The organism is Micromonospora sp. DT41 (assembly GCF_049841715.1).
Classification (GTDB): domain Bacteria; phylum Actinomycetota; class Actinomycetes; order Mycobacteriales; family Micromonosporaceae; genus Micromonospora; species Micromonospora profundi.
Window position 1 is genome coordinate 73,485 of record NZ_JBNCKU010000002.1, and the last position, 24,367, is coordinate 97,851.

Below are 24,367 nucleotides of genomic sequence, written 5' to 3' on the forward strand. Positions count from 1 at the left end.
CTGCCCACTCTGCTGCCACGATGGACCGATGAGCAGGGCCAAACCGAACGCGTCCGAGGGGTCCATAACGGCCGGGTCGGACTTTCTGCACCTGACCATCGCCGACGCGCCGTCCGGCGGACGCGCCGACTGGCTCGCCGCGCGGCTGCGGCAGGCCATCGCCGAAGGGCGGATTCCGGTCGGCGACAGGCTCCCCGCCACCCGCGTGCTCGCCGCCGACCTCGGCGTCTCCCGAGGTGTGGTCACCGAGGCGTACCAGCGGCTCACCGAGGAGGGCCACCTCACCGGCCGGGGGCGGGCCGGCACTGTGGTGGTCGGCGGTCCAGCCGCGCCGGCCCCGCCGGCACCCGCCCCGACCGCCGCGCCGGCACCGGCGGCACTCTTCCCGCCGGCTCCGGGCAGCGACATCTTCGACGCGGTACGCGCGGCCCGCGCGACAATCGACCTGACACCCGGCGTACCCGACCTGACGGCCTTTCCCCGCGCGGACTGGCTGCGCGCCGAACGGACCGTGCTGCGTGGCCTGGCCGCTGCCGACCTCGGCTACGGCGACCCGCGCGGCGCGCCCGTGCTGCGGCAGGCAGTGGCCGTCCGGCTGGCCCGCAGCCGCGGCATCGCCGTCGACCCCGCCGACGTGATCATCGTGGCCGGTGTGTCCCAGTCGCTGGGGCTGCTCGCCCAGGCGTTCGGCCCGGCCGGCATCGACCGGATCGCGGTCGAGGACCCTGGTTCGCTGGGCGTACGCCAGCATCTGAACAACTGGCGGATGGCCACTCCGCCGATCGCCGTCGACGACGCCGGGCTACGAGTCGACGAGCTGGCCGCGAGCGGCGTCCCTGCGGTGCTGCTCACCCCCGCGCACCAGTTCCCGACCGGAGTGGTGCTCGACGGTGACCGCCGCCGGCGGCTCGTCGAGTGGGCGCGGGCCGGCGGTGTGATCATCGAGGACGACTACGACGCCGAGCACCGCTACGACCGCCCGCCGGTGCCGGCGTTGTGTGGCCTGGTGCCCGAGCAGGTCTGCTACACCGGCAGCGTGTCCAAGCTGCTCGCCCCAGCGCTGCGGGTCGGCTGGCTGCTCGTGCCGTCCCGCTGGCGCGAGGCGGTGGTGGCCGCGAAACGCAACGCCGACCTGGGCAACGCGGTGCTTCCGCAACTGGTGCTGGCGGAGCTGATGACCTCCGGCGCGCTGGATCGGCACCTGCGGCTGCTGCGCCGCAGGCACATCCGCCGCCGGGACGCGATGATCGCCGCCGTCGCCCGGCACCTGCCGGGCGCCACTGTGCACGGCGCCGCGGCCGGACTGCACCTGATGATCACCGTGCCGGGCGTCGTGGCGGACACCGACCTGGCGGCGGCGACGCTGGCGCGCGGCGTGAAGGTGCAACCCCTGACCTGGCACTGCCAGCGCCCGTACCGGCCCGGTCTGGTTCTCGGTTACGCGGCCCGCACGACTACCGAGATCGAGAACGGCGTCACGCAGGTCGCCGCCGCGCTACGCGAGCTGACCCGCGCCGCCGCAGGCTGAGCGCCGGCCCCCGCCGCACAGGTGCCGGGCCGGGTCAGCCCAGGAACAGTTGCACGAGCACCAGCACGGCCAGCAGCGCAGGCCCTCGTGACCCCTGACGCAGCAGGTCCACCGGAACCATCCCGAACGGCGTGTTGACAGTCGCGCCCCCGTAGTTGATCGGCGGGCGCGTGCCGGCCCGCCAGGCGGCGGCCACCACGCCGAGCGCCAACGTCGGCGCCAGCCAGGGCGGCCCGGCCTCGACGGTCGGCAGGGTCAGCAGCCACCACAGGCCCGCGCCGATCGCCGGCACCACCACGTGGATCCCGCGCAGCAGGTTGTCGCTGCCGCCGAGCGCCCGGCGCAGCCCCGGTGACCGGCTGATCGACCGCAGGCCGCCGGTGAGCCGGTCGGTGGCGAGATAGGCGAACACGACCTGCGCGGCACCGGCCAGCCCGGGCAGGGCGAGCGCGGCAGCGTACTGGACGCCGACGAGCGCAGCCCAGATCAGCAGGGCGCTGGGGTGACGGCGCAACCGGCGTACGTCGGCCTGCAACAGCGCCCACCAGCTCGGTCCGGGCCGGATCCGGCTGCTGCGCACCCGGCCGATGCGGCGCCACCGGCGGCTCTCCACCAGGCTGGTGAGCATGCTCGGATCGAGCAGGATCGTCGCCGTGGCGGCGGCGTTTGCGAACTGCGCGCCGGTGGTCAGCGTGGCCCGGTCCACCCGGGGCAGCGCGCGGGCCGCGAAGACCGTGCCGGCGACAGCGAGCGGCACCCCCACGGCGACAAGCGCGGCCGTCGGCAGCGTCGCCGGCTGGGGCAGTCCGTTGCCGAATCGACCGGCGAGCACCACCACGGCCGTGACGACGCCAGCCGTCACCATCGGCACCGCACCGACGAGCGTCGGCCACCGCCGGCCCGTCCGGTCACCCTGGGCGACGACGCTCAGGGCCAGCGCGGCAGCACCCCACCCGGCGCCGGCGCCCGCCGCCCAGCCCAGGGCGTCCGGCTCGCTGACGCCGCCCAGCACCGCCACTGCCACGCCGAGCAGCGCCGTGCCGGTCGCCGCGCCCACAAGCAGGACACCGAGGCGCGGCGCCAGCCAGGCCCGCCTGTCGACAGGGGCACTTGTCACCCAGCTCTGCGTGGCCGGCGTGACAAGCAGCGGACCGAGCGCTCGTAGACCCCGCCAGGCCAGCCCGGCGCCGGCCAGCAGCGCCGCCACCGCCAGCCACCACCGCACCCCGGGATCGGCCCGGCCGACGGTGGGGGAGGCCAGCATGTCGCGACTGGCGCTGATCGCGAACCAGCCGTACATGCCCACGAACAGCACCATGACGTACGCGTCGCCAAGCACGTCGCCGAGCGAGTGCTCGTGGTGGCGACGGCGGGCCTGACGCAGGTGCGTACGCACCTGACGGGCGCTGGGCACCCCGACCGGCGCGTCGGCGATCGTGGCCGGTGGTGCGGTCACCGGCCGATCTCGATCCGCTCGTCCACGACCGCGTCGATCAACTCCGGGTCGTGCGAGGCCAGCAGCACTGCGGTGCCGGCGTCCCGCTCCCGGCGCAGCCGCTGTGCCAGCCACTGCCGGCCACGCACGTCCAGCCGCTGCTCCGGCTCGTCCAGGATCAGCACCCGACGGGGGCGTACGAAGCAGGACGCCAGGGCCAGCCGGCGGCGCTGCCCGCTGGACAGGGTCACCGGCAGTTGATCGCGGGCCGGCTCCAGGCCCAGCTCGACGAGCACCTCCTCGACCGGCTCGGCGTTGCCCCCGTGCGCGTACGCGACAAGTTCCAGGTGCTCGACCACTGACAGGTCGGGAAAGAAGTCGATGTCGTCCAGGGCAGCGGCCACCAGCGCCCGTACCTGCGGATCGGTCTCGTCGGCCCGGCGGCCCTGCACCAGCACCTCACCGGCGTCCGGCCGGTCGGCGCCCACCACGCAGCGCAGCAGTGTGGTCTTGCCGCTGCCGTTGGGGCCGAGCACCACGGCGATCCGGCCCGCCGGCAGCGCGAAGCTCACGTCGTCGAGCACCACCAGGTTGCCGAAGTTGCGACTGAGTCCCCGTACCGTAAGCGCATCCACGGTCACACACTCTCCCAGACCGTGCCGTCGGCGGTCAGCCGCCCGCCGTCGGCGGTCAGCCGCCCGCCGTCGGCGGTCAGCCGCCCGCCGGCGGCGGTCAGGCACCGTCGAGCACGGCGTCGGAGTCACCCGGCACGGTGCCGGAGTCGTCCCGCCCGGCGTCGGAGTCGTCCAGCCGCCCGTCGGCGGCGGTCAGCGCCGGCTCGTCGTGGACCTCCTCGGCCACCGATGCCGCGTCCGCCCAGTGCCGCCGCGCCTCCGCGCGGTCACCAAGCGAGTCGGCGGCATCGCCCAGGTAGAGCAGGGTCCGGGCCAGCCCCGGGGTCGGCCGGCCGGCCGCACGCAGCCGCCGGCTCTCGGCAAGCAACTCGTACGCCGCCCGCGCCTGCCCCGGTGCGCTCGTCAACAGCGTCGCACCGGCGTTGAGCAGTGCCGCCGCCCGGCTTGTCGGGTCGTTCACCGACTCGTACTCGCGCAGCGCCGCCCGCCACGCCTGCGCGGCGTCCAGGTGCTCGCCGAGTGTGGCGTGCACGAGCACCAGGTTGGTCAGGGCCGCCGCGTAGCCGCGCGCGTCACCCACCGACCGGAACGTGTTGGCCGCGCGCACGAGGTGGTGGTGGGCGGTGTCCAGCTCGCCCCGCGCCAGCTGGGCCGCGCCGAGACCAAGGTCGGTGAGGGCGTGCCCGGCCCGGTCCGCCGAGGAGCGGTGCCGGCGGGACAGCTCCAGGTGCTCCACCGCGTCGTCGAGCTGCCCCAGGTCGAGCAGTGCCAGACCGAGGTTCATCCGGGCCTGGGCGGTGCCGCGCCGACCCCGTTCGGCAACCGCGAGGGTGAGCGCGGCGGCGGCGCCCTGCGGGTCGTGTCGGCGTCGACGCAGCACGCCCAGCTCGTTGTGCGCCCACCCGGCGATCTCCGGCCGGTCGTCGGCGGTCGGGGTGGCCAGCACCGTACGGCAGACCTGCTCCCACTCGTCGAGCCGTTCCACGTGCGCGAGCCATCCGCACAGCGCCACGGCCAGCCGGAACCACCAGCGGCGTACCCGACGGGGCAGCGTCTCGGCCGCCCCGGCCGGCACCCGTACCACCGCCAGCAGCAGCTCCTGGTGCAGGTCGAACCAGCCGTACGGGTCGTCGTCCAACGGCAGTGACCACTCCCGGTCCGGTGGGGAGCCGAGCACTGCCAGGTTGGCCGCGTGCCGTTCGGCCCGGCGGGCCAGGTGCCGGGTCAGCCGGGCCTGCGCGGCGACACGGGTCCGGGACGGTTCGGCGGCGCGCAGGTGCAGCCGGGCGTTGGCGGCGAGCAGCGGCCGGATCTCGTACCGGTCACCGGGTGCGCCGACCACGAACGCGGCGGCCGCGAGCTGGTCGAGCAGCGCGGTCACCCGGTCGGGGTGCCGGGCGGCCAGCGCGGTGATGGTCGGCCGGTCCACCGGGGCGGGGGTCAGCGACATCAGCCTGTACAGGCGGCGGGCCTCGCGGGTCAACGCCCGGTACGCGACGTCGCGTTCGGTGACCAGTTGGGCTGCCGGCGACACGGCGACCCGCTGGTGCGGCGGGGTGTGCACCGCGCGTCGCAGCGCGTCGAGCACGTCCGAGTGCCGCCAGCCGTGCTGCGCGGTGCGGTAGCCCAGCGCCCGGATCGTGCGGGGCTGCCTGCCGCACAGGTCGACGATGTCGCGTACCGCCGGATCGGTGCGTGGGTCGGCACGGCGGGCCCGGGCGGCGGGCGCGGCACTGCCGGCCGCCGCGAACAGCTCGACCGCCTCGTCCGGGCCCGGCTCGGCGATCCAGTGCGCCACCACCCCGCTGAGACCGCTGAGCGCGGGCCCACCGGCGAACAACAGCCGGCAGGTGCGGGCGGTGGGTGGCAGCAGCGGGCGTACCTGCTCGGGACTGTCGACGTTGTCCAGCACCAGCAGGATCTTGCGGCCGTCGAGCCTGCGGCGTAGCGCTGCGGCGGCGGCCGCGAGGGCGTCCGGCCGGCCCGAGGCGGGCGGCGCGGTGCCCAGGACACCCGCCAGCGCGGTGAGCACCTGGCGGGCGGTGCGGGGCCGACCGCCCCGACGCAGGTCGAGGTGGTACTGGCCGTCCGGGTAGTCGTCCCGGCACAGGTTCGCCACCTGGACGGCGCAGGCGGAGGTGCCCACCGCCCTACGGCCCAGCACCGCCACCGCGTGCTCGTGGGCGAGCAGGCCGAGCACCGTCCGGACGTGCTCGTCGCGGCCCGTGAACCCGGCCGGGTACGGCAGCGTCGGCACGTCGGTGACGGGTGCGGTGACGACGTCGGTGGGTTCCGGGGCGGTCTCGCGCACGGCCCGGCGCCGGCGCATCTCGAACACCACGAAGCCGGCCGCGCCGCTGACGGCAAGCGCGATGCTCGCCGGGCCGAGCACGCTGGCGGCCAGCTCGGACAGCAGGTTGCTGGCGAGGTTGCCGAGCACCCCGCTGACAAGCGTGCCGACCGCGATGAGCACCGGCCAGCGCGGCCCTCGACCGGTGCCGCCGGGGCCGGTCACCGGACACCTCCGGAGACCAGGCCGGCGACGAGTTGTCGCCGGGCGAGCACCATCAGCACCACCGGGAGCACCGAGGCGAGCACCGACCCGGCGGCCAGGACGCCGCTGTTGGACACGAAGCCTCGGGTCTGCCCGGCCAGGAACAACCCCAGCGGCGTGGCCTCCGGCCCGCTGAACAGCAGCCCCACCACCAGGTCGTTCCAGACCTGGACGAACTCCAGAACGGAGACGGCGACAACGGCGGGCAGGTTGTGCCGGCCCAGCCGGCGCAGCGCGCCCCACCACCGTCGGCCGCCAAGCCGGGCGCCGCGCACCTGCTCGGCGGGCAGGTCGGCGAACGCGTTGCGCAGCACCAGCACTGCGAACGGCACGCCCAGCGCCACGTGCACAAGCGCCAGCCCTCGGGCGGTCCCCGAGGACAGGACCACGCCCAGCACCTCGTTGACCGGGCCGGCGATCACCTGCACCGGTACGATCGTCGCGGCCATCAGCAGCAGGCCGGTCGCCTGCGCGGCAGGCCCGGTCAGCCAGGCCAGCGGGTACGCGGCCAGCAGCGCGATGACCAGCACCGTGGCGGTCACCACTGTGGCAAGCAGCAGCGTGAAGCCAAGCGTTCGCCACAACTCACCGCTGGTCAGCAGGGCGTGATAGGAGCCCGCACCGGGTGGCGTCGACCACCAGCCGCGCGCCGCCGCGTCCACCTGCCCGTGCGCCGACGTGGCGACGAGCACGACAAGCGGTATCAGCCACGCCACCGCGGCGGCCGCGGCGAGCAGCCGGAACAGCCGTCGTGGCGGTGCCAGCGCGGCGGGCTCCGAGCCGACCTCGACGCGCGGCGGCGGCCACGCCTGACGGACGAAGAGAGCGGCCACCAACATGCCGGCGACGACCGCCACCAGCCAGACGACGCCGAGCGCGGCGCCCGGCCCGGTGGTGGTGCCACCGGAGGTCTGCCACACCCGCAGCGCCAGCACCGCCGCGTCGTCGCGCACCGACCCCGGCGTCATGACCAGGATCAGGTCGAAGGTCCGGCTGGTGCCGAGCGCCACAAGCGCGAAGACCACAGCGACGGTACGCAGCAGCAGCGGCCTCCACTGCGCGTCCCACAGGACGTGCCGGCGACCGCCGCCGTAGGCGCGTACCGCGTCGGCCAGGCTCGGCGGCACCTGGTCCAGTGCGGCCCGGAAGACCAGCACCGCCAAACCCACCCACGCCCAGACGAACGCCGACATCAGCGCCACGGTGACCAGGCGAGGCCCGAGCAGTTGGGGAGCGTCCTCGGCGGACCGGCCGGTCAGCCGCGCCAGGACCAGTGTGGCCAGACCACGGCCCGGGTCGGGGTCGTACATCAGCCGGAACGTCACGCCGGTGACGACGAGCGGCAGCGCCACCGGCACCAGCAGGATCAGCCGGACGAGCCCGCCCTCCTGGGAGCGACGTGACGCGACGGCGAGCAGGTAACCGAGCGCCGTCACCACCGCCGGCACCAGCACCGCCCACAGCACTGTCCGTCCGACCACGGCGCCGGTGCCCGGCGCGGCGAGGGCGGTGCGGAAGTGCTCCGCGCCGACCCAGCGGCCGTCGGTGGTGACACTGGCGTGCAGGGTGCGCAGCACCGGCCACAGCAGCAGCCCGCCGAGCAGCAGCGCGGCCGGCAGCAGCAGCGCGGACGTCGCCCCGGCCGCCGGGTACACGCGGCCACGGCGCGGTGGGCCGACGTCGTCGAGCACCGCGAACTCGCCGAGCACCCGGGTTTCGCTCATCGGCCACCTCCCGCGCTGCGGGCCGCCGCGGCGAGCTGCCCGGTGGCACGCCGGACCGCCTCGGCGGCGCGTACGCCACCTGTGACGTCGGCGAAGAAGTCCTGCATGATGCGCCAGATGCCCACGCCGTCGGAACCGGTGAACGCCCCGCGCAGCTGGTCGGAGAGGTCGAACCGCAGCGTGCCCGGATCGCGCATCTCGGCGGCGAACCGGCGGCGGACCGGATTCGTGTAGTCGGCAAGCGGGATCGTGGTGTTCGGTGACAGGTAGCCGCCGGCATGCAGCCAGGGGCGGAACGAGTCGGCTCTGGTCAGCCACTCGACCAGCTCGACCCCGCCCCGCGCGTCGGCGAACACGACAGCTGCGTCCCCGCCGACGATCAGCGGGCCGACGCCGCTGCCGGCGCTGGGGAACCGGAAGGCGGCCGCCTCCTCGGAGCCGCCGCGGAACCTGCTGCCCACCTCGGCCGTGAAATCGGCCTCGAAGACCATTACCGCACGGCGGGAGCGCACCACCTGGATCACCGACTCCTCGTACTGGGTGAGCAGGGCGCGACGGCCGCCCCCGACGAACGCGCCGTCGATGCTCCACAGCTCGGCGAGCCGGTCCAGGGCGTCGCGCACCGGCTGGCCCCGCCAGTCGGCGTCCGGCCCGGCCAGGGCGTCGTACGCGGCGGGCGCCAGGTCGGCCAGCACGTTCTCGAGCCAGTCGGTGAGCACCCAGCCGTCGGCCGCGCCGATCGCCAGCGGCGCCGGGCCGTCCCCCCGCACGGCGAGCGTGCCGAGCCGGCGGGTCAGCGCGACCAGCTCGTCCCAACTGGTCGGCGGGACGGGCAGCACCGAAGGCAGGTGCCAGATGAGGGACTTGTGCGCCGCCTTCACCCACACGCCGTAGCGGTGCCCGCCGGTCCTCAGCAGATCGTTCAGCCCGGCGGGCACCGCGTACTCGTCGGACGGGAGCACGGGCCGCAGCCAGCCCCGGGCGGCGTACTCGGTGACCAGGCCGGGACGCGGCAGGATCGCCACGTCCGGTGCGGTGCCGGCGAGATGCCGGGCGCGCAGGAACGCGTCGATGTCGTTGCCGGCGCTGACCACGTGTACCGAAGGGCCATAGCCCTTCACGACCTGCCGGAAGCGGTCCAGCTCGCCGCCGCTCCACACCACCGCCACCTGCACCGAACGGGTGCTCCCGGCGCAGCCGGCGATGGTAGCGGCCGCACCGACAGTGGCAGCGCGCAGCAGGGTACGGCGGGTGGTCCGGCCGCCCGGCGTCACCGGGGCGCCCCGTCGGCCTCGGTGACCAGCTCGTGCCGCCGGGGGATCTCGGCAAGGGCGGCCCTGTCGGCCGTGCACACCAGCACCGCCACTCCGGGCGCGTCCGGCGGGGACAGTCGTGGAAGCAGGTCGCCGAGGCGGCTGCCGCCGGCCGGTTCGGTGGGCAGGTCGACCACGAGGACCTCGGGCAGGCACACCGCCGCGCGGGCCAGCGCCACCCGGAGCCGTTGGGCGTCGGAGAGCAGGTGCGGCAGCAGGCCGAGCGTCGGGGCGAGCTCCAGCCTGTCCACCACAGTGGACGTCCAGTCGTCGGCCACCTCGTGCACCCGCTCGCGTTTGCGCTGGCCGTACTCGATGTTGCGGCGGACGGTGAGCTGCGGCAGCAGGGCACCGCCGGCCGGCACGTAGCCGATCTGCCGACGCGGCGGCGGCAGCGCCGTCACGTCCCGGGCACCGACCATGATCCGCCCGGTGACCGGTGCGGCGAGCCCGACAAGCACCCGGGCCACCGCGGTGCCGACCGCAGGTGGCCCCACAAGCGCCGTCGTCGTGCCGGCGGGGACGTCGAGGGTCACCGGCCCGGTACCGGGGACGGCGACCAGTGCACGTAGCCGTAACGTAGCCCTCACCTCCGGTGACCGCGGGTGACGGTCCCAGGGTGGCACACGATGCCGACAGCCGATGTCCCGCCGGCTTCCACAGTGGAAGCGGCGGGCTATCGCGCCGGCTGTCCGGTGGGGGCGTAGAGGGCCGCCAGCCCGGCCGCCGTGGCGGCCAGGCGCTCGCGGAGAGCGACAGGGGTCAGCACCTCCACGTCGGCGCCGAGGCGCAGCAGGTCACCGTGGGCATGGGTGAGCGACTCGATGGGCAGCACAGCGGTCACCCAACCCCGCGCGTCGGGTGGCCCGGCGCTGGCGTCCACGGCGGCCACCACCGGATCGCTGCCGACCTCCCGCAGCCGCTCGCGGCCGGCGGGGGAGAGCCGGACGGTGGCCTCGTCGCGGTGCAGCCGGGCCCGGAACCCCACGACGTGCGCCCGCCACCAGGTCGGCAGGTCGAAGTCGGCCGGCCGGTCGAACTCCTGCGCCAGCGGGGTCAGGGCGAGGATCTGGTTGACCCGGTAGGTAGCCGGTGCGTCCCGGCCGGGTTGGGTGGCCACCACGTACCACCGGCCGCCCTTGAGCACCAGGCCGTACGGCTCCAGCACGCGGGTCACCTCGCCGCGCCAGCCGCGGTAGCGCACCTCGATGCGGTGCTGACGCCAGACCGCCTCGGCGGTGCGGGCCAGCTCCGGGGACGCGTCGCCGTCGGCGTACCAGCCGGGGGTGTCCAGGTGGAAGCGCTGCTGGAGCTGGGTGGCCCGGTCACGCAGCGGCGCCGGCAGCGCGGCGTGCAGCTTGAGTTGCAGCGCGGCCACCACGTCGCCGTAGCCCAACTCGTCGGCCGGACCGGGTAGCCCGGCCAGGAAGAGCCGGTCGGCCTCCTCTGCGGTCAGGCCCGTCAGCCGGGTACGCCAGCCGTCGACAAGTTGGTAGCCGCCGGCGTGCCCGGCCTCCCCGTACAGCGGGATACCGGCGGCATGCAGCGACTCCACGTCCCGGTAGATGGTGCGCGCGGACACGTCCAGCCGCTCGGCGAGCTGCGCGGCCGTGAGCCGCCCGTGCGCCTGGAGCAGCAGCAGGAGGGAGAGAAGTCGACTGGCCCGCACTTCACTGACACTAGTTGTCAGGGGAGCGGTCGTACCGTCCCGGCATGGCTTTTCGCGACAAGGATCTGACAACGCCTCCGGCGATCACTGTGGACGCCCGGCAGTTCAAGCGCTACCACATCGACCAGCCGCAACGGCCCATCGAACCGGAGGTGGAGAAGGCCGCGTACGACATGCTGCCCACGTTGCTGAAAGACGTACCGAGCGACGGCACCCCGGGCGCCGGGTGGGTGGTGCTGCACCGGGGCGCGGACACCGGCGCGTACCTGCTGGCCTACACCTGGGTGTGGGACAACGCGGTGGAGATCCGCGTCGCGGTGGCGGGACAGCCGGCGCTGGACTGCCCCGACCTGGACCCCGCGCACTTCGTCGAACTGCGCCGTCCCGCCGTGGGCTGCGTGTGGGAGTTGGCGGTGCTGGAGCACGAGCGGGCCGCCTGGATCCGGCACATGCTGGCGCCAGCGAGCCCCGACCTCACCGGTTACCTCAACGACACGCGAGCGGAAGGGCCGGTGGGCCGCTGATGGGCGACTTCGACTTCTTCGTGGGGACCTGGAACGTCGTGAACCGGCGGCTGCGCGAGCGGCTTGTGGGCTCCGACGAGTGGGAGGAGTTTCCCGGGGTGTCGGTCGCTCACGGCTTCTTCGCCGGCGGCGGCCACTTCGACGAGATCACGTTCTCGACCAAGGGCTCCGCCGGTGCCACGATCAGGATCTTCGACCCGGCCCGGCAGCAGTGGTCGATCTACTGGATGAGCAGCGACAGCGGCGTGCTGGAGCAGCCGCCGATGGTGGGTCGCTTCGTCGACGGCGTCGGCCGCTTCTACGCCGACGATCAGCACGAGGGGCGACCGGTGCGGTGCCGGTTCATCTGGTCGGACATCAGCGCGACCACGGCCCGCTGGGAGCAGGCGTTCTCCACCGACGGCGAGCAGACCTGGGAGACCAACTGGGTCATGACCTTCTCCCGAGTATCGGGCCGGTGACCGGGCGGCCCGTCACGGGGCGGTGCCGCCCCGCTTCTCCTCCTGCGCCATCACCGCCTCGCGGTGCTCCGGCTCGTCGCGGCGTGCCAACTCCGCGGCGAGCCGGGGGTCGGCCACCAGCCGCTCCCGGTTGCGGTGCAGGAAATTCTCGAACCCCCCGGTGTACGGGCAGGCCAGGTCACCCAGCGCCCGCTCCGGCACGTACCGGCAGCCGCCGCAGTAGTCGCTGATCTCGTCGATGTCGGTGCCGTCCACCGCGTACGGGCGGGTGTCCACCCTTGCCAGGTCGGCGTACTGACTCATGCCGATCACCGTCGTGTTCATCACCCAGTCGGTGCCGTCGACGAAGCAGCGCCGGAACCAGTCCGCGACCTCGGTCGGACGCCAGCCGCGCTGCAACGCGTAGTTGCCAAGCACCAGCAGCCGGGGTGTCTGGTGCGTCCACGCCCGGTCGCGGACGGCGGCGAGCACGTCCGCGAGGCAGCGCGCCTCCACAGCGTCGGCGTCCAACTCGGCGAACCAGTCCGGGATCGGCTCGGTGGCGGCCAGCCAGTTCGAGCCTCGGAACCTGGGCTCGAAGTACCAGTACAGCTGCCACAGGAACTCCCGCCAGCCGAGCAGCCCTCGGATGAACGGCTCGACAGCGGTGCGTGGGGCGGCGCCGTCCCGCCACGCCTGCTCGGCGGCGCGTACGGCCGGCTCCGGGTGCAGCAGCCCGAGGTTGAACGAGGACGAGAGCGCGGAGTGCGCGAACAGCGGGTCCTCGGCGCTCATCACGTCGGCCCAGCGGCCGTACTCGGGCAGCCGGTGGGTCAGGAAGTGCTCAAGCCGGGCCTGCGCCTCGGCGTGGGTTGCGGGGTGCTGCCGGGGGCCGTCCCGGCCGACGAACCGCACGCCGTCGGCCGCCCACCGGTCCAGGTCGCGGCGGACCTGCGCGTCGATGTCGTCCTCGACGATCGGCGGCGGTGGCGGAGGTGTCGCCGGTACGGCGTGGCCCTCCGCTGGCGGGCGGCGCGCCGGCCCGGCCCCGCCGGCCGGCCCGGTCAGCACGATGTGCCGGCGGCGGACGTGACGGTAGTGGTCGGCCATCCGGAGCGGGCCGCGCCTGGTGCGGTCGGCCCAGGCGGCGAAGTCGTCCTGGCTGGTGATGAAGCCGCGCGCCGGCAGGACCGTCAACCCGGGCACCGAGCGGGCGAAGCGCAGGGCCGCCCAGGAGTGCGGGTGGCACACCTCGACCGGTTCGGCGACCTGTGCCAGGGCCTCCCGGAACGTGTCCGTCCGCAGCAGCAGCGCCCGGTCGCCCAGTTCGGCGGCGCGGTGCCGCAGGGCCGAGAGGATGAGATGTGCCTTCTGCCGGTGCATCGGCCGACGGCGGAACAACTCCCGGATCTCCGCCAGCAGCACCGGCTGGTCGGGGTCGTCGAGGAAATGTGGCCCGAGTTGGTCGGCCAACAGCCATCGGCGGCGAAGCATGCCGCAATTCTGCCGACTTCCGGGCCGCCGCGCCCGAACGGCGGGCCGCATATTCGCTTCGCGTGCGTGTGTCGTGGCGTCGTGACGTCAGGAGGGGCCAACGCCGGCCGGTGCCGGCGCGGCACCGTCGTCGCGTCGGCGCAGCACCACCGTGAGCGCCACCAGGGCGACAAGCAGCAGCGCGAGGACCTGCACCCGGGCTGGTCCCAGCGGCGCGAGCAGCGCCAGTCCGGCGACGACCGGGTACGCCACGACCACCGCGCCGTGCTGCTGGCGGCGGACGTGCAGCATCCACACGGTCAGCAGGAACACCGCGATCGGGATGGCCACCGCGTAACCGGCGGTGGTTCCGGAGATGTGGGCGAGGTGCCGCTCGTCGTCGACCACCACCGGCAGACCGGCGCCGACCGCCGCGAAGATCAGGTAGTGGCCGTAGCCCCAGATCAGCGAGTACGGCAGCCGGTCCGGCGCCTCGCTCGGCCTGTCGAAGTAGAGCCACCAGAGCGCGAAGACGATTACCGCGCCGGCCCCAGCGAGGGACCAGAGCCCGTGGTTGCCCGCGTCGACGCCGGTCTGGATCGCCACCGAGATCGCCAGGACCGCCTCGCCGAGCACGATCAGCGTGAACAGCCCGTACCGCTCGCCGATGTGCCCGGGGTGCCACGGGGTCATCCCGGGTCGCTCGGCCACCGCGGGCACCAGCAGGTCGGCAAGCGCCAGCACCACGAACGCAGCGATGCCCCACCCGTCGGGCAGGGCCAGCCGCAGCAGCCAGCCGAGCTGCACCACTGTCACGCCGATGGCGTACCGGCGGGCCGCCGCGCGGTGGGCGGGATCGCCGGCGGCGGCTCGGCTCCACTGCACGACGGCGGCCAGCCGCATCACCACGTACCCGTATGTGATGATCGTGAAATCGCCGTCGGTGAACGCCCGCGGAACCCCGGCCGCGAGGATCAACGCCCCGGAGATCTGCACCAGCGTGGTGATCCGGTACACGTCGTCGTCGGTGTCGTAGGCCGAGGCGAACTAGGTGAAGTTCATCCACGACCACCAGATCGCGAAGAACACCATCGCGTAGCTGGTCACCGCGTGGCGGAGGTGGCCTTCGGAGACATCGTGGTGCAGGTTGGTCGCGGCCTGCGCCACCGCCACCACAAAGCACAGGTCGAAGAGGAGTTCCAGCGGCGTGGCCGCCCGGTGTGGCTCGTCGCGGCTGCGGGGCCGCATCGGCCGGTAGAACGGCCGCAGCGTACGAGGTCCGGTCACCGCCGGGTTCAGTGGCGTCGGCGGCCGTGGGTCAGCCCCTCCAGCACCATCGTCAGCCCGGCGCCGACCAGCCACACGTCCTTGGCGAGCCCGGTGCCCTGCTGGGTCGGGCGGATGCTGCCCGGCTCACGCATCCCCGGCGTCTTCAGGTACAGCTGCACCAGGCCCGCGCCGAACGCGGTGAGGCCCAGCCCCACCAGGGGCGTCGGCACGAACGGCGTGAGCAGGGCGGCCCCCAACGCAATCTCCGAGCGAGACAGCAGCTTGGCGAAACGCACCGGCTCGAACTGCTTGAGCTGCGGCAGGGCCGCCACCGCCATCCCGTGCATGCCCGCCGCCGCCTCACCCTCCAGGTTCCGCTTGCCCAAACCCGAGTTGAGAAAGTACGCGCCGATGCTGACCCGCAGCGGCAGATGCGCGAGTTTCATGATCACTCCTGGTGGCCGTGGTCGGAACTGCGGCCCGCGTACCCCGCGTGACCCGCGATAACCCGTCGCCGGGGCGGCTGGGACGGCCGTTGTCGTCGGGTAGGTTCGGCAGGGGCCCACCGCCGCGCCCGGTTCACCACCTGCCGGCATCCGGTCCCCGCCGCACACCACCAGCAGGAGGCGAAGTGAGCCAGGAAGTCCGGGGAGTCATCTCCCGTAGCAAGGGCGCACCGGTCGAGGTCACGACGATCGTGGTGCCCGACCCGGGGCCCGGTGAGGCGATCGTCCGGATCCAGTCCTGCGGGGTCTGTCACACCGACCTGCACTATCGCGAGGGTGGCATCAACGACGACTACCCGTTCCTTCTCGGCCACGAGGCGGCAGGCATCGTCGAGCAGGTGGGCGACGGCGTCACCGACGTTGCCCCGGGCGACTTCGTGGTGCTCAACTGGCGTGCCGTCTGCGGCGACTGCCGGGCCTGCCGGCGGGGGCGGCCGTGGTACTGCTTCAACACCCACAACGCCCGCCAGCGCATGACCCTCACCGACGGCACCGAGCTGACCCCGGCGCTGGGCATCGGCGCGTTCGCCGAGAAGACCCTCGTGCACGCGGGCCAGTGCACGAAGGTGGACCCGGCCGCCCGGCCGGCCGCTGTGGGCCTGCTCGGCTGCGGCGTGATGGCCGGGCTGGGCGCGGCCATGAACACCGGCAACGTCACCCGTGGCGACTCGGTCGCGGTGATCGGCTGCGGTGGCGTCGGCGACGCGGCGGTGGCCGGTGCGCTCCTCGCGGGCGCGACGACGATCGTCGCCGTGGACACCGACACCCGCAAGCTGGAGTGGGCCCGTAAGTTCGGCGCCACGCACACCGTTAACGCCTCCGAGACCGACCCGGTCGAGGCGATCCAGGCCGCCACCGGCGGTTTCGGCGCCGACGTGGTCATCGACGCGGTGGGTCGTCCGGAGACGTGGAAGCAGGCGTTCTACGCCCGGGACCTGGCCGGCACCGTCGTCCTGGTCGGCGTGCCCACCCCGCAGATGCAGGTCGAGCTGCCGCTGCTGGACGTCTTCGGTCGCGGCGGCGCCCTCAAGTCCAGCTGGTACGGCGACTGCCTGCCCAGCCGGGACTTCCCGATGCTCACCGAGCTGTACCTACAGGGCCGCCTCGACCTGGACGCCTTCGTCACCGAGGAGATCGCCCTCGACCAGGTCGAGAACGCGTTCGACCGGATGCACCACGGCGACGTGCTCCGTTCGGTGGTGGTGTTCTGATGACCGCCCGGGTCGACCACGCGGTCACCGCCGGCACCTTCTCCCTCGACGGGCAGACGTTCGACGTCGACAACAACGTCTGGGTGATCGGCGACGACACCGAGTGCGTGATCCTCGACGCGCCGCACGACGTGGAGGCGATCCTCGCGCTTGTCGGTGACCGTCGGGTCCGGGCGATCCTGGCCACCCACGCGCACGACGACCACGTACGGGTCGCGCCGGAACTGGCACGGGCCACCGGCGCTCCGGTGCTGCTGCACGCCGACGACCGGGTCCTGTGGGACATGGTCCACCCCCACCTGCCGCCGCACGGCGAACTGCACGACGGGCAGGACATCGAGGTGGCCGGCACCACGCTTCGGGTGCTGCACACTCCCGGGCACAGCCCCGGCGCGTGCAGCTTCTACGCCCCGGATCTGGGCGCGGTGTTCACCGGCGACACGCTCTTCGCCGGCGGGCCGGGTGCCACCGGTCGCTCGTACAGCGACTTCGACACCATCGTCGGGTCGATCCGCACCCGTCTGCTCACCCTGCCGCCGGAGACGGTAGTGCACACCGGGCACGGCGACGACACGACAATCGGCGCGGAGGCCCCCCACCTCCAGGAGTGGATCACGCGGGGCCACTGAACTCCGGGCACGCCGCCGCAGTGACTGGCACGCCGCCAGCGCGCGCTGCGGCGGGCTGGCGCCGTCGAGGGTCGGCGGCTGGCGCGCGGTCGACGGGTCAGCGCTCGTCCGCCGCGCCCAGCACCGGCTTGACGTCGAGCACTGGGGTGCCGTCGAGGGCTTCCAGCTCGGCCACCTGCACGCGCAGCCCGTCGACGGCCAACACCCGGACACGGTGCAGGCCGATCGGGTTGGGGCGGTGCGGGGAGCGGGTGCTGAACACGCCGGTCTCCGGTCGGCTCTCGTCGCCGCGCGGGTGGACCGCCAGCAGATCGCGGCGGGCGCGGTCCAGCCAGGTCAGCACCAGCAGCTCCGCGCCCGCCGACAGGTCGCCCAGAGCCCGCTCGACCGACCTGTCGAAGACCAGCCAAGCGGCCGGCGCACCTTCGTCGCCCTGCCGGGGTGCGCTCGCCGCGTCGGTAAGCGGCGAGACGACCCGGCCGACCGGCCGCAGCACGTACGCCTCGTCTGTGTCGCCCATTCTGGACCCCCTCCGGACTGCCTGAACCTACCGCCGCCGACCGACGTTACGATCTGCGGTCATGACCGCCGAGCAGCCCGCGCCCGTCGTCCGTCAGCTGCGCCTCGTGGTGGAGGCCGAGGACCACGAGGCCGCTGTCGCGTTCTTCCGCGACGCGCTCGGGTTGCCCGAGGAAGCGGCGTTCAGCGGCGACGGGGATGCCCGGGTGGTGATCCTGGACGCCGGCCGCGCCACGCTCGAGATCGCCAATCCGGCACAGAAACGCATGATCGACGAGGTCGAGGTGGGTCGGCAGGTCGCGCCCCGCATCCGGGTCGCCTTCGAGGTGGACGACGCCAGAGCGACCACCGCCCGGCTCGTCGCCGCCGGGGCGGCCGAGATCGCGCCGCCCACGCTCACCCCGTGGCAGTCGTTGAACTCCCGCCTCGACGCCCCCGCCGACCTGCAGATCACCGTCTTCGAGGAACTGCTTACGCCGGAAGAGCGCGCCGGGTTGGACGGCTTCGGAACGGGACGCGACGCCGACGACTGAGCGGAGGCGGGCCATCGGGAGCGCCGCCGACGGCTGAGCGACGACGGGTGATCGGGCTCACCGGCACGCCGCGACCGACCGTTACACGGGTTCGCCGTCACCGACTGTTACATCCAACGCCCGCCGCATCCCCGGCCTCGGTGCTTGCTGTCGTTGATCCACTCGGGCTCCTGGAAATCGGCGCATCCCAGGTGCTCGGACACCGCGATTTCCAGGAAGTCGAGTCGATCATCGCTCGGAGGGCTCGGCGTGCGCCGTCACCTTGTGTGCCTGTTGCGTGGGTTGAAGCAGAGCAAAGGAAGCACCGCCACCCTCAGCCGCCGCCTCTCACGTCACGCTCCGCTAGACCCCGCCGCCCGTAGCTGTCCGTCCCGGGGCCGCGTGCCCGCAGTTGTCCGCCCGCCCGGAGCCGCGCGCCCGCAGTTGTCCGTCCGTCCCAGAGTCGCGTGCCGTAACTGCCGCCGTCCGGGAGCTCCGCCCGCCGTCTTGCTGCGCAGGAGGGTTTCGGCCGCGTTGGGCGGTCCGTCCCGTAGCCGCGAGTGACCGGGACCTCATCTCGCCGAGCACTGCGCATATCCGGAATGGCCGACACCGCAACCCGGTTGTGTCCCCTGAACCGCCGGAGCCAAACACTTTCCGCGGTCATCTCCCGAGGAACGTTCACCCCGGAGCGTTCCGCACGATCGAAAGGGCAACCATCGTGAAGGTCGACTTCACTCGATGGCTCCCGGCCATCGCTAAGGACAAACACCGCAAGACCGCGCTGAGCGTTGTGGGCATCGCCGCCCTCGGCGGGCTCGCGCTGGCCCCCACCGCGGTTGCCGCCCCGGTCACCTCAGGACCGCACGAGGGTGCCGTCGCCGCCATCGACCTCGCCACCGGCAAGGCCGCCACCGAAGCCCGCCAGGACGACCAGCCCGTCGAGTCGGGCCTCACCACCGGCTCCCCGACAAGCAAGCCGCCGGCCGGCAAGCCCAGCCGTGCCGAGTTGATCCCGCACGGCGTCGAGGGCGCACAGTCGCGCATCCCGCTCGACGACGCGCAGCTCGACAACGCACGGGCGATCATCGACGTGGCCGAGAAGACCGGCGTCGGCGACCGGGGTGCGGTGATCGGCATCGCCACCTCGTTGCAGGAGTCGAAGCTGTACAACCTCGGTCACCTCGGCGCGTACAACGACCATGACTCGCAGGGCCTGTTCCAGCAGCGCCCGTCGTCGGGTTGGGGCACGCCCGAGCAGATCACCGACCCCGAGTACTCCGCCACGGCGTTCTTCACCGCTCTGAAGAACGTGGGCGGCTGGCAGGACCTGCCGCTTACCACCGCGGCGCAGACCGTCCAGGTCTCCGCCTTCCCCTACGCGTACGCGCAGTGGGAGGAGCAGGCGGCGGACCTCGTCCAGCAGCTCTCGTAACACCCGCACACACACGCCGGCCGGCTCCCGAGAAGGGGGCCGGCCGGCGTCGTCGTGTGCGCGTACCGTCAGCAGGCCGGATACAGGCGGCGGGTGCCGACGCCGGCGGCGTACGCGGCCCTGTCGCTGAACCGGCAGCCGTAGTCGGGTCGCGCCACCACCGCCGGGTCGGTCACCGTGTCGCCGGCCGGGCGCTTGCCGGTGCGTACCCATGACACCAGGTCATCCCAGCCGGCGCCGGCCTCGGCCGGGCTGAACTCGCAGTGCTGCGCGGCCCGGATCGCCCGCTGCACCACAAGCCGGCTGCGACCGTGCCGCGCCACGTCGGTGGCGTACGCCTGCTCCATGCTGAACGGCACGAACAGGTCACCGAGGCCGTGCAGGCTCACCACGGGCGCGCTCGGACGGCCGGCGATCTTCGGCACCTCGGTGAGCGTCGGCAGGAGTCGCTGTACGAGATTCTCCGGAGCGACCCGCTGCACTGTCGCGTTGACGTTGACGGGACTGTTCGGGCTGTAGCGGGTCAGCAGGTTCGTGGAGATCTGGCCGGGCCGCTGGGCGGGGGAGGTGCCGCCCTCGGTCACCGAGATCGAGAACAGGAAGTCCTTCCAGATCGCGAAGGCGGCATCGGCGCCGGGGCGTGGTCCGCCCGAGCGGTTCACCGTGATGGCCCGCAACTGCTTGCCGCGCTCATTGGTGGTGTCCGGCCCGGTGGGCGTGAGCCCTGCCAGGCCGAGCGCGACCTGGATGCGGGGCACCGCGTTGCTCAGGTAGTCGGTCGGCGTGGGATAGGCCGGCACCCCGGCGAGGGCCTGCGCGACAAGGTTGTAGTCGAGGAAGAAGTCGAGAAGCGTCTGGTCGCCGAGCACTCCGCACATGGGCAGAGCTCCGTCGTAGAAGCCGGGATACTGCTCCAGTGAGCGACCGATGACGTACCCGCCCATCGACACCCCGGCCAGGTACGTGCGGTGCGGCTTGCGTACCGTCCGTCCGAAGTGGTCGGCGAGTTCCTTCGTGCTCAGCACCCCAGAGCGGATGTCGAAGCCGTTGCGATCGTACGACGACGACGCCCACGCGTACCCCTGGGCAAGCACCCGCTGACGCAGGTCGAAGGCCGGCGGCTCCGGCGACAGCACAGTGCCCTGGCCGCGGTAGCCGTGCGCCCACAACACCAGGTCACCGTTCCACCGGGCCGGAACCTCGATGATGTACGCGGCGTGCCGGTGCACGCCCTGGCGTACCGTCGTCGGTTTGCCGGCCACCACCAGCGGCGCCAGCGGCGGATTCTCGAACGTGTAGCCCGGCAGCGGCTGGCTGCCACGCGGATCGTGGGCGGCGGCGCTGGCCGGCGCGGCACCGGCGAGACCGACCGCCAGGGTCAGCGTCGCGGTGGCGGCGAGCAGGCGGCGCAGGGTACGAACGGGTACGGACAGCATCGATGCTCCCCATCGGACGGACGCAGGCGGGACGGTTGCCTACCGGCCGGTAGCGCCCTGAACCTAGGACCGCCGTCGAACACTGTCAATGGCGGTACTGACCAGCCAGTCAGGGAGTCGACCCGGCCGCCTGGTCCGCCGGGCCGGTCCGGTTGACTGGTCGACGTGAACGAGTCGATCTGGGATGCGGCGCGCGCCTCACGCAGCTGGTTGGACGCCGCCAACGGCACCGGCCAGACGGAACTGACATGTCGCATCCTCAAACTCACCGAGGAGGCGGGGGAGGCGTCAGCGGCGTGGATCGGCCTACTCGGGCAGAATCCTCGCAAAGGCGTCACCCACACCCGCGAGGACGTAGCCGCCGAACTGGCCGACGTCGCCTTCACAGCCCTGGTGGCCATCGAGAGCCTGGGCCTGGACGCGCAGGCAGTGTTGGACGCGTGCGCCGCAAAGGTCAAATCCCGCCTGATGCCCTAACCGCTCGCCCCTCGCCTGCCGCTGCCTGCCTGCCCGCCCGCCGTCCGCCGCTCGCTCGCCGCTCGCTCGCCGCTCGCTCGCCGCTCGCTCGCCGCTCGCTCGCCGCTCGCTCGCCGCTCGCCGCTGGCCCGTCCGCCGTGTTCGCCCCCGCCGTCCGCCGCTCGCTGCCCGCCTGGCCTGCCCTGCCGGCTGTTGTGGGTGACCGCGGTTGTAGGGTCGGGCGGGTTGCGGTGCGTTTTGGGAGCATTTGGGCGGCGGGCGTGGGCTTGCACAGTGGCCGGGGGCGACGGCAGTGATTGATCGACTCGGGTTGCATGAAATCGGTGTGTCCGTGCGCGGAGGATGCCCCGGTTTCAAGGAGCCCGAGTCGATCACCGCCCGGCTGACCGGTTCGGCGACGCCTTACGGCGGACATGGGGGCGGTATGTCCGCTGGCGGGGGTTTGTGGGTGTGACCGGGGGCATTCCCAGGCCGGAATCGCGGCGGCCCCGGCCGGGTTACATACCCTGACGGTCGCAGTACCACCGGCCGCAAGGCCATCTCCCTCGCGGGGGACGCTGCCTGGACCGTGGCGCCGGCTCGACGCGGTAGCCATGGATAGGCCGCCCCGGGAATGACCCCGGCCGCCGGGTGGTTACACATGGACCCGGCCGCCAGAGGCGCTCCCCGCGCCCAGCCGCCGTCGATGACTTTCCCCCTTTTGTTTTGTGCAGCGCCGGACGAGGTGCTCACACCCGCGCGCCCATCCCCCTTTTGGGTTGGCGGGTGTTTCCTACCCCCGAAGGAGCTACCCCCATGAACACGATCTTCCGTAAGAGCATGCTGTCCGTTGCCGGTCTCGCCTTCGCCGGTGGTGTCTTCGCCGGCCCCATCGCCGCCCACTCCGCCGCGCCGGTGGATGGCAAGCCCGTCGCGGTCGTGCAGGCCGACAAGCCCGACACCGCCAAGCTGATCCCGCACGGCACGCAGGGCGCGCAGTCGCGCATCGCCCTGAATGACGAGCAGACCGCCAACGTGAAGGCGATCATCGCCGCGACGAAGAAGGCCGGTATGCCCGAGCGTGCTGCGGTGATCTCGATCGGTACGAGCTTGCAGGAGTCGAAGTTGGAGAACCTGGGTCACCTGGGTGAGCGCAACGACCACGACTCGCAGGGCCTGTTCCAGCAGCGCCCGAGCTCCGGCTGGGGCACCGTGGAGCAGATCACCGACCCCGACTACTCCACCACCGCCTTCCTCAAGGGTTTGAAGCAGGTCGACGGCTGGCAGGACATGCCGCTGACCGTGGCCGCGCAGACCGTCCAGGTCTCCGCCTACCCGGACGCCTACGCCCAGTGGGAGCAGCAGGCCGCCGACCTCGTCGCCCAGCACTGGAACAGCTGACCCACCCGCATGACGCACTGACTGATGGCCGGCACCCCCCAACACAGGGTGCCGGCCATCGGCATGACAACCCACCACCGATGGCCGGCACCTCGAACCCGAAGGTGCGGGCCATCGGCATTTCAACCACGGCCGCTGGCCGGCACCTCCAACCCTGGGCGTCTACCAGCGGCTGACAACCACCACTGATGGCTGGCACCCATGAACGCGGGGTGCCAGCCATCGGCATGGCAACGACGGTGGCCGGCACCTCTCAACACGGGTGCCACGATCGGCACGTCCGGCCAATGCGGGTGCCGCCATCGGCACGTCCGGCGAGGTGTCCCCGGGCAGGAAGCCGGGGTTTGCGCAGGTTGGACAGTTGTGGGGCGCCGGCAGCGGAACGCCCACCCGGACAGCAGGCGACCCCCATTATGGCGGTGCGGCAGCTGACTGTTGGCCAACCGGAATTGTCCGGGATGCGGTGGTCGGCGACGGAGGGGAGTGGCGTGGTCAGCGCGGAGTGATCCGTTTCGCCTGCGGGTACGTACCCACCGGCGGGGACCGGCGGAGGGACGCAGACATGATTGCAGTGGGGAACGAAAAAGATCATCAGGCGGGCCCGGAGCCGTCGCGTGATTCGGAGCGACCGCGTAGCGCTGAGCAATCGCGTGGGTCGGCGACGCCGCAAGGAGTTGAGCCGCCGCAAGGAGTTGAGCCACAGCAAGGAGTTGAGCCACAGCAAGGAGTTGAGCCACCGCGCGAGCCGGAGCCACCGCGTGGGCCCGAGCCATCACATGAGCCGGCGACGCTGCGTGGCGCTGAGCCGCCACGTGGGACTGAGCTACCGGCCGACGCTGAGCGGCGTACGAGATGGTCCGTTGGCGCTCGGCTGTTGCTGGCTGCCGCCTTCGTCGTGTTGGTCCTGGGTGCCGCCGCCGTCGTCGTGATCATCGCCGCGCCGAACCGCCTCGGCATGACCTACTCCAGCGCGCCCGACGACAGCAGGCAAGGCAACAAAGCAGACGGCAGCAGACCAGACGGCAGCAGACCAGACGGCAGCGGGCCGGGCGGTGAGGGCGCGGCGGCGGTTGCCGAGCATACGGTGACGGCGCCGCTGGCGGGACGTGAGCAGGCTACCTTCGTGCTCGCGGACGGGCTGGCCTCGTTCGACCTGCGGGTGGCCGACCTGGGCGACGACCTGTACCGGATGAGCAGCCCGGCCGGGTCGAGCGTGACAGTGCGGCCGACGGTGCGAGGTGAGACCGTCCGGCTGGGCGTGGTGGCCAGCGGCGAGACCGGGGAGCGGGCGGCGCGGGTGCTTCTCAACGAGCGGGTCGCCTGGCGTCTTCAACTCGTCGGCGGCGTACGCGAGCAGGTGCTCGACCTGGCCCGGGCGCGGCTGCTGGGCGTGGAGCTCGTGGGTGGCTCGGCCCGTAGCGAGGTGATCCTTCCGCCGGTACGTGGAGGCACGACGACTGTGCGGTTGACGGGCGGTACCAGTCAGCTCGACGTCCGGGTGCCGGGTTCGCCTCCGGTGCGGGTCCGGGTCGTAGCGGGTGCCGGTTCGGTAGCGGTGCCGGACGAGCGCTGGTCCGGGGTGGCCGCGGGCTCGTTGTTGAGTACGCCGGGGTGGGACCGGTCGACGGATCGGCTCTTCCTCGACCTGGTGGCGGGCGCGGGCGTGGTCACGGTGACCACCGTCCAGTGATCCGCTGG

General features: G+C 73.0%; 21 protein-coding genes and 1 pseudogene. 10 read left to right on the plus strand and 12 right to left on the minus strand.

Going from position 1 to position 24,367, the window contains the following annotated elements; genetic code table 11:
- Window positions 1-28 precede the first annotated feature (28 nt).
- On the plus strand, window positions 29-1,528 hold the full coding sequence (locus ACLQ23_RS04220; RefSeq protein WP_355632737.1) for a PLP-dependent aminotransferase family protein: 1,500 nt from the start codon (window positions 29-31) through the stop codon (window positions 1,526-1,528).
- A gap of 34 nt (window positions 1,529-1,562) precedes the next feature.
- On the opposite strand, the gene ACLQ23_RS04225 is transcribed toward ACLQ23_RS04220, so the two are convergent.
- The 7 genes from ACLQ23_RS04225 to ACLQ23_RS04255 all read right to left on the minus strand — a co-directional run bounded on the left by ACLQ23_RS04225 (window position 1,563) and on the right by ACLQ23_RS04255 (window position 10,858).
- On the minus strand, window positions 1,563-2,984 hold the full coding sequence (locus ACLQ23_RS04225; RefSeq protein ID WP_355595052.1) for a DUF6297 family protein: 1,422 nt from the start codon (window positions 2,982-2,984) through the stop codon (window positions 1,563-1,565).
- Window positions 2,981-3,604: an ABC transporter ATP-binding protein gene (locus ACLQ23_RS04230; protein ID WP_053656192.1), complete on the minus strand. Its 624-nt coding sequence runs from the start codon at window positions 3,602-3,604 to the stop codon at window positions 2,981-2,983. The genes ACLQ23_RS04225 and ACLQ23_RS04230 overlap by 4 nt, the downstream gene beginning before the upstream one ends.
- A gap of 91 nt (window positions 3,605-3,695) precedes the next feature.
- A complete protein-coding gene (locus ACLQ23_RS04235; protein ID WP_355595050.1) occupies window positions 3,696-6,113 on the minus strand; it encodes a tetratricopeptide repeat protein in 2,418 nt (805 codons plus the stop codon).
- A complete protein-coding gene (locus ACLQ23_RS04240) occupies window positions 6,110-7,876 on the minus strand; it encodes a hypothetical protein (protein WP_355595048.1) in 1,767 nt (588 codons plus the stop codon). The genes ACLQ23_RS04235 and ACLQ23_RS04240 overlap by 4 nt, the downstream gene beginning before the upstream one ends.
- Window positions 7,873-9,150, minus strand: coding sequence for an ABC transporter substrate-binding protein (locus ACLQ23_RS04245; protein WP_425880368.1), 1,278 nt, complete (start codon window positions 9,148-9,150; stop codon window positions 7,873-7,875). The genes ACLQ23_RS04240 and ACLQ23_RS04245 overlap by 4 nt, the downstream gene beginning before the upstream one ends.
- Entirely contained in the window at window positions 9,147-9,725 is a 579-nt protein-coding gene (locus ACLQ23_RS04250; RefSeq protein WP_355595044.1) for an ATP-binding cassette domain-containing protein, read from the minus strand. The genes ACLQ23_RS04245 and ACLQ23_RS04250 overlap by 4 nt, the downstream gene beginning before the upstream one ends.
- 140 nt (window positions 9,726-9,865) lie before the next feature.
- Entirely contained in the window at window positions 9,866-10,858 is a 993-nt protein-coding gene (locus tag ACLQ23_RS04255; protein WP_355595042.1) for a helix-turn-helix transcriptional regulator, read from the minus strand.
- Between the two features lie 44 nt (window positions 10,859-10,902).
- Here ACLQ23_RS04255 and ACLQ23_RS04260 point away from each other — a divergent pair, with 44 nt between their 5' ends.
- Together ACLQ23_RS04260 and ACLQ23_RS04265 are read left to right on the plus strand one after the other, a co-directional pair.
- Window positions 10,903-11,382, plus strand: coding sequence for a hypothetical protein (locus ACLQ23_RS04260; RefSeq protein WP_355595040.1), 480 nt, complete (start codon window positions 10,903-10,905; stop codon window positions 11,380-11,382).
- A complete protein-coding gene (locus tag ACLQ23_RS04265; RefSeq protein WP_425880369.1) occupies window positions 11,382-11,843 on the plus strand; it encodes a hypothetical protein in 462 nt (153 codons plus the stop codon). Before ACLQ23_RS04260 ends, ACLQ23_RS04265 begins: the two co-directional genes overlap by 1 nt.
- A 12-nt stretch (window positions 11,844-11,855) precedes the next feature.
- Here ACLQ23_RS04265 and ACLQ23_RS04270 read toward each other — a convergent pair whose 3' ends face one another.
- The 3 genes and pseudogenes from ACLQ23_RS04270 to ACLQ23_RS04280 all read right to left on the minus strand — a co-directional run bounded on the left by ACLQ23_RS04270 (window position 11,856) and on the right by ACLQ23_RS04280 (window position 15,010).
- Complete coding sequence (locus ACLQ23_RS04270) at window positions 11,856-13,316, minus strand: cryptochrome/photolyase family protein (RefSeq protein ID WP_355595036.1); 1,461 nt, start codon at window positions 13,314-13,316, stop codon at window positions 11,856-11,858.
- An 87-nt stretch (window positions 13,317-13,403) separates the two neighbouring features.
- Window positions 13,404-14,543: pseudogene (locus ACLQ23_RS04275) on the minus strand (low temperature requirement protein A).
- Window positions 14,544-14,590: 47 nt separating this feature from the next.
- The gene (locus tag ACLQ23_RS04280) at window positions 14,591-15,010 is read right to left on the minus strand and encodes a hypothetical protein (protein WP_355595034.1); all 420 of its coding nucleotides are present in this window, start codon (window positions 15,008-15,010) and stop codon (window positions 14,591-14,593) included.
- A 185-nt stretch (window positions 15,011-15,195) separates the two neighbouring features.
- Here ACLQ23_RS04280 and ACLQ23_RS04285 point away from each other — a divergent pair, with 185 nt between their 5' ends.
- Entirely contained in the window at window positions 15,196-16,281 is a 1,086-nt protein-coding gene (locus tag ACLQ23_RS04285) for an S-(hydroxymethyl)mycothiol dehydrogenase (protein ID WP_425735391.1), read from the plus strand.
- Entirely contained in the window at window positions 16,281-16,910 is a 630-nt protein-coding gene (locus tag ACLQ23_RS04290; protein ID WP_355595030.1) for an MBL fold metallo-hydrolase, read from the plus strand. Before ACLQ23_RS04285 ends, ACLQ23_RS04290 begins: the two co-directional genes overlap by 1 nt.
- A gap of 97 nt (window positions 16,911-17,007) precedes the next feature.
- Here ACLQ23_RS04290 and tsaA read toward each other — a convergent pair whose 3' ends face one another.
- Window positions 17,008-17,430: a tRNA (N6-threonylcarbamoyladenosine(37)-N6)-methyltransferase TrmO gene (tsaA, locus tag ACLQ23_RS04295; protein ID WP_355595028.1), complete on the minus strand. Its 423-nt coding sequence runs from the start codon at window positions 17,428-17,430 to the stop codon at window positions 17,008-17,010.
- A gap of 61 nt (window positions 17,431-17,491) precedes the next feature.
- Between tsaA and ACLQ23_RS04300 the strand changes: the two genes are divergently transcribed.
- Together ACLQ23_RS04300 and ACLQ23_RS04305 are read left to right on the plus strand one after the other, a co-directional pair.
- Entirely contained in the window at window positions 17,492-17,962 is a 471-nt protein-coding gene (locus ACLQ23_RS04300) for a VOC family protein (RefSeq protein WP_355595026.1), read from the plus strand.
- Between the two features lie 700 nt (window positions 17,963-18,662).
- Complete coding sequence (locus ACLQ23_RS04305) at window positions 18,663-19,376, plus strand: hypothetical protein (protein ID WP_355595024.1); 714 nt, start codon at window positions 18,663-18,665, stop codon at window positions 19,374-19,376.
- Window positions 19,377-19,444: 68 nt separating this feature from the next.
- Here ACLQ23_RS04305 and ACLQ23_RS04310 read toward each other — a convergent pair whose 3' ends face one another.
- Window positions 19,445-20,812 carry a hypothetical protein gene (locus ACLQ23_RS04310; protein WP_355595022.1) on the minus strand — a complete coding sequence of 456 codons (1,368 nt, stop codon included), beginning with the start codon at window positions 20,810-20,812 and terminating at the stop codon, window positions 19,445-19,447.
- A 165-nt stretch (window positions 20,813-20,977) separates the two neighbouring features.
- On the opposite strand from ACLQ23_RS04310, the gene ACLQ23_RS04315 reads away from it, so the two are divergent.
- The 3 genes from ACLQ23_RS04315 (at window position 20,978) to ACLQ23_RS04325 (ending at window position 24,359) form a co-directional block, all read left to right on the plus strand.
- A complete protein-coding gene (locus ACLQ23_RS04315; RefSeq protein WP_425735394.1) occupies window positions 20,978-21,289 on the plus strand; it encodes a MazG-like family protein in 312 nt (103 codons plus the stop codon).
- 795 nt (window positions 21,290-22,084) lie between these two features.
- A complete protein-coding gene (locus tag ACLQ23_RS04320; protein WP_425880370.1) occupies window positions 22,085-22,669 on the plus strand; it encodes a hypothetical protein in 585 nt (194 codons plus the stop codon).
- An 874-nt stretch (window positions 22,670-23,543) separates the two neighbouring features.
- A complete protein-coding gene (locus ACLQ23_RS04325; RefSeq protein WP_355595016.1) occupies window positions 23,544-24,359 on the plus strand; it encodes a hypothetical protein in 816 nt (271 codons plus the stop codon).
- The last annotated feature ends 8 nt before the right edge of the window (window positions 24,360-24,367 follow it).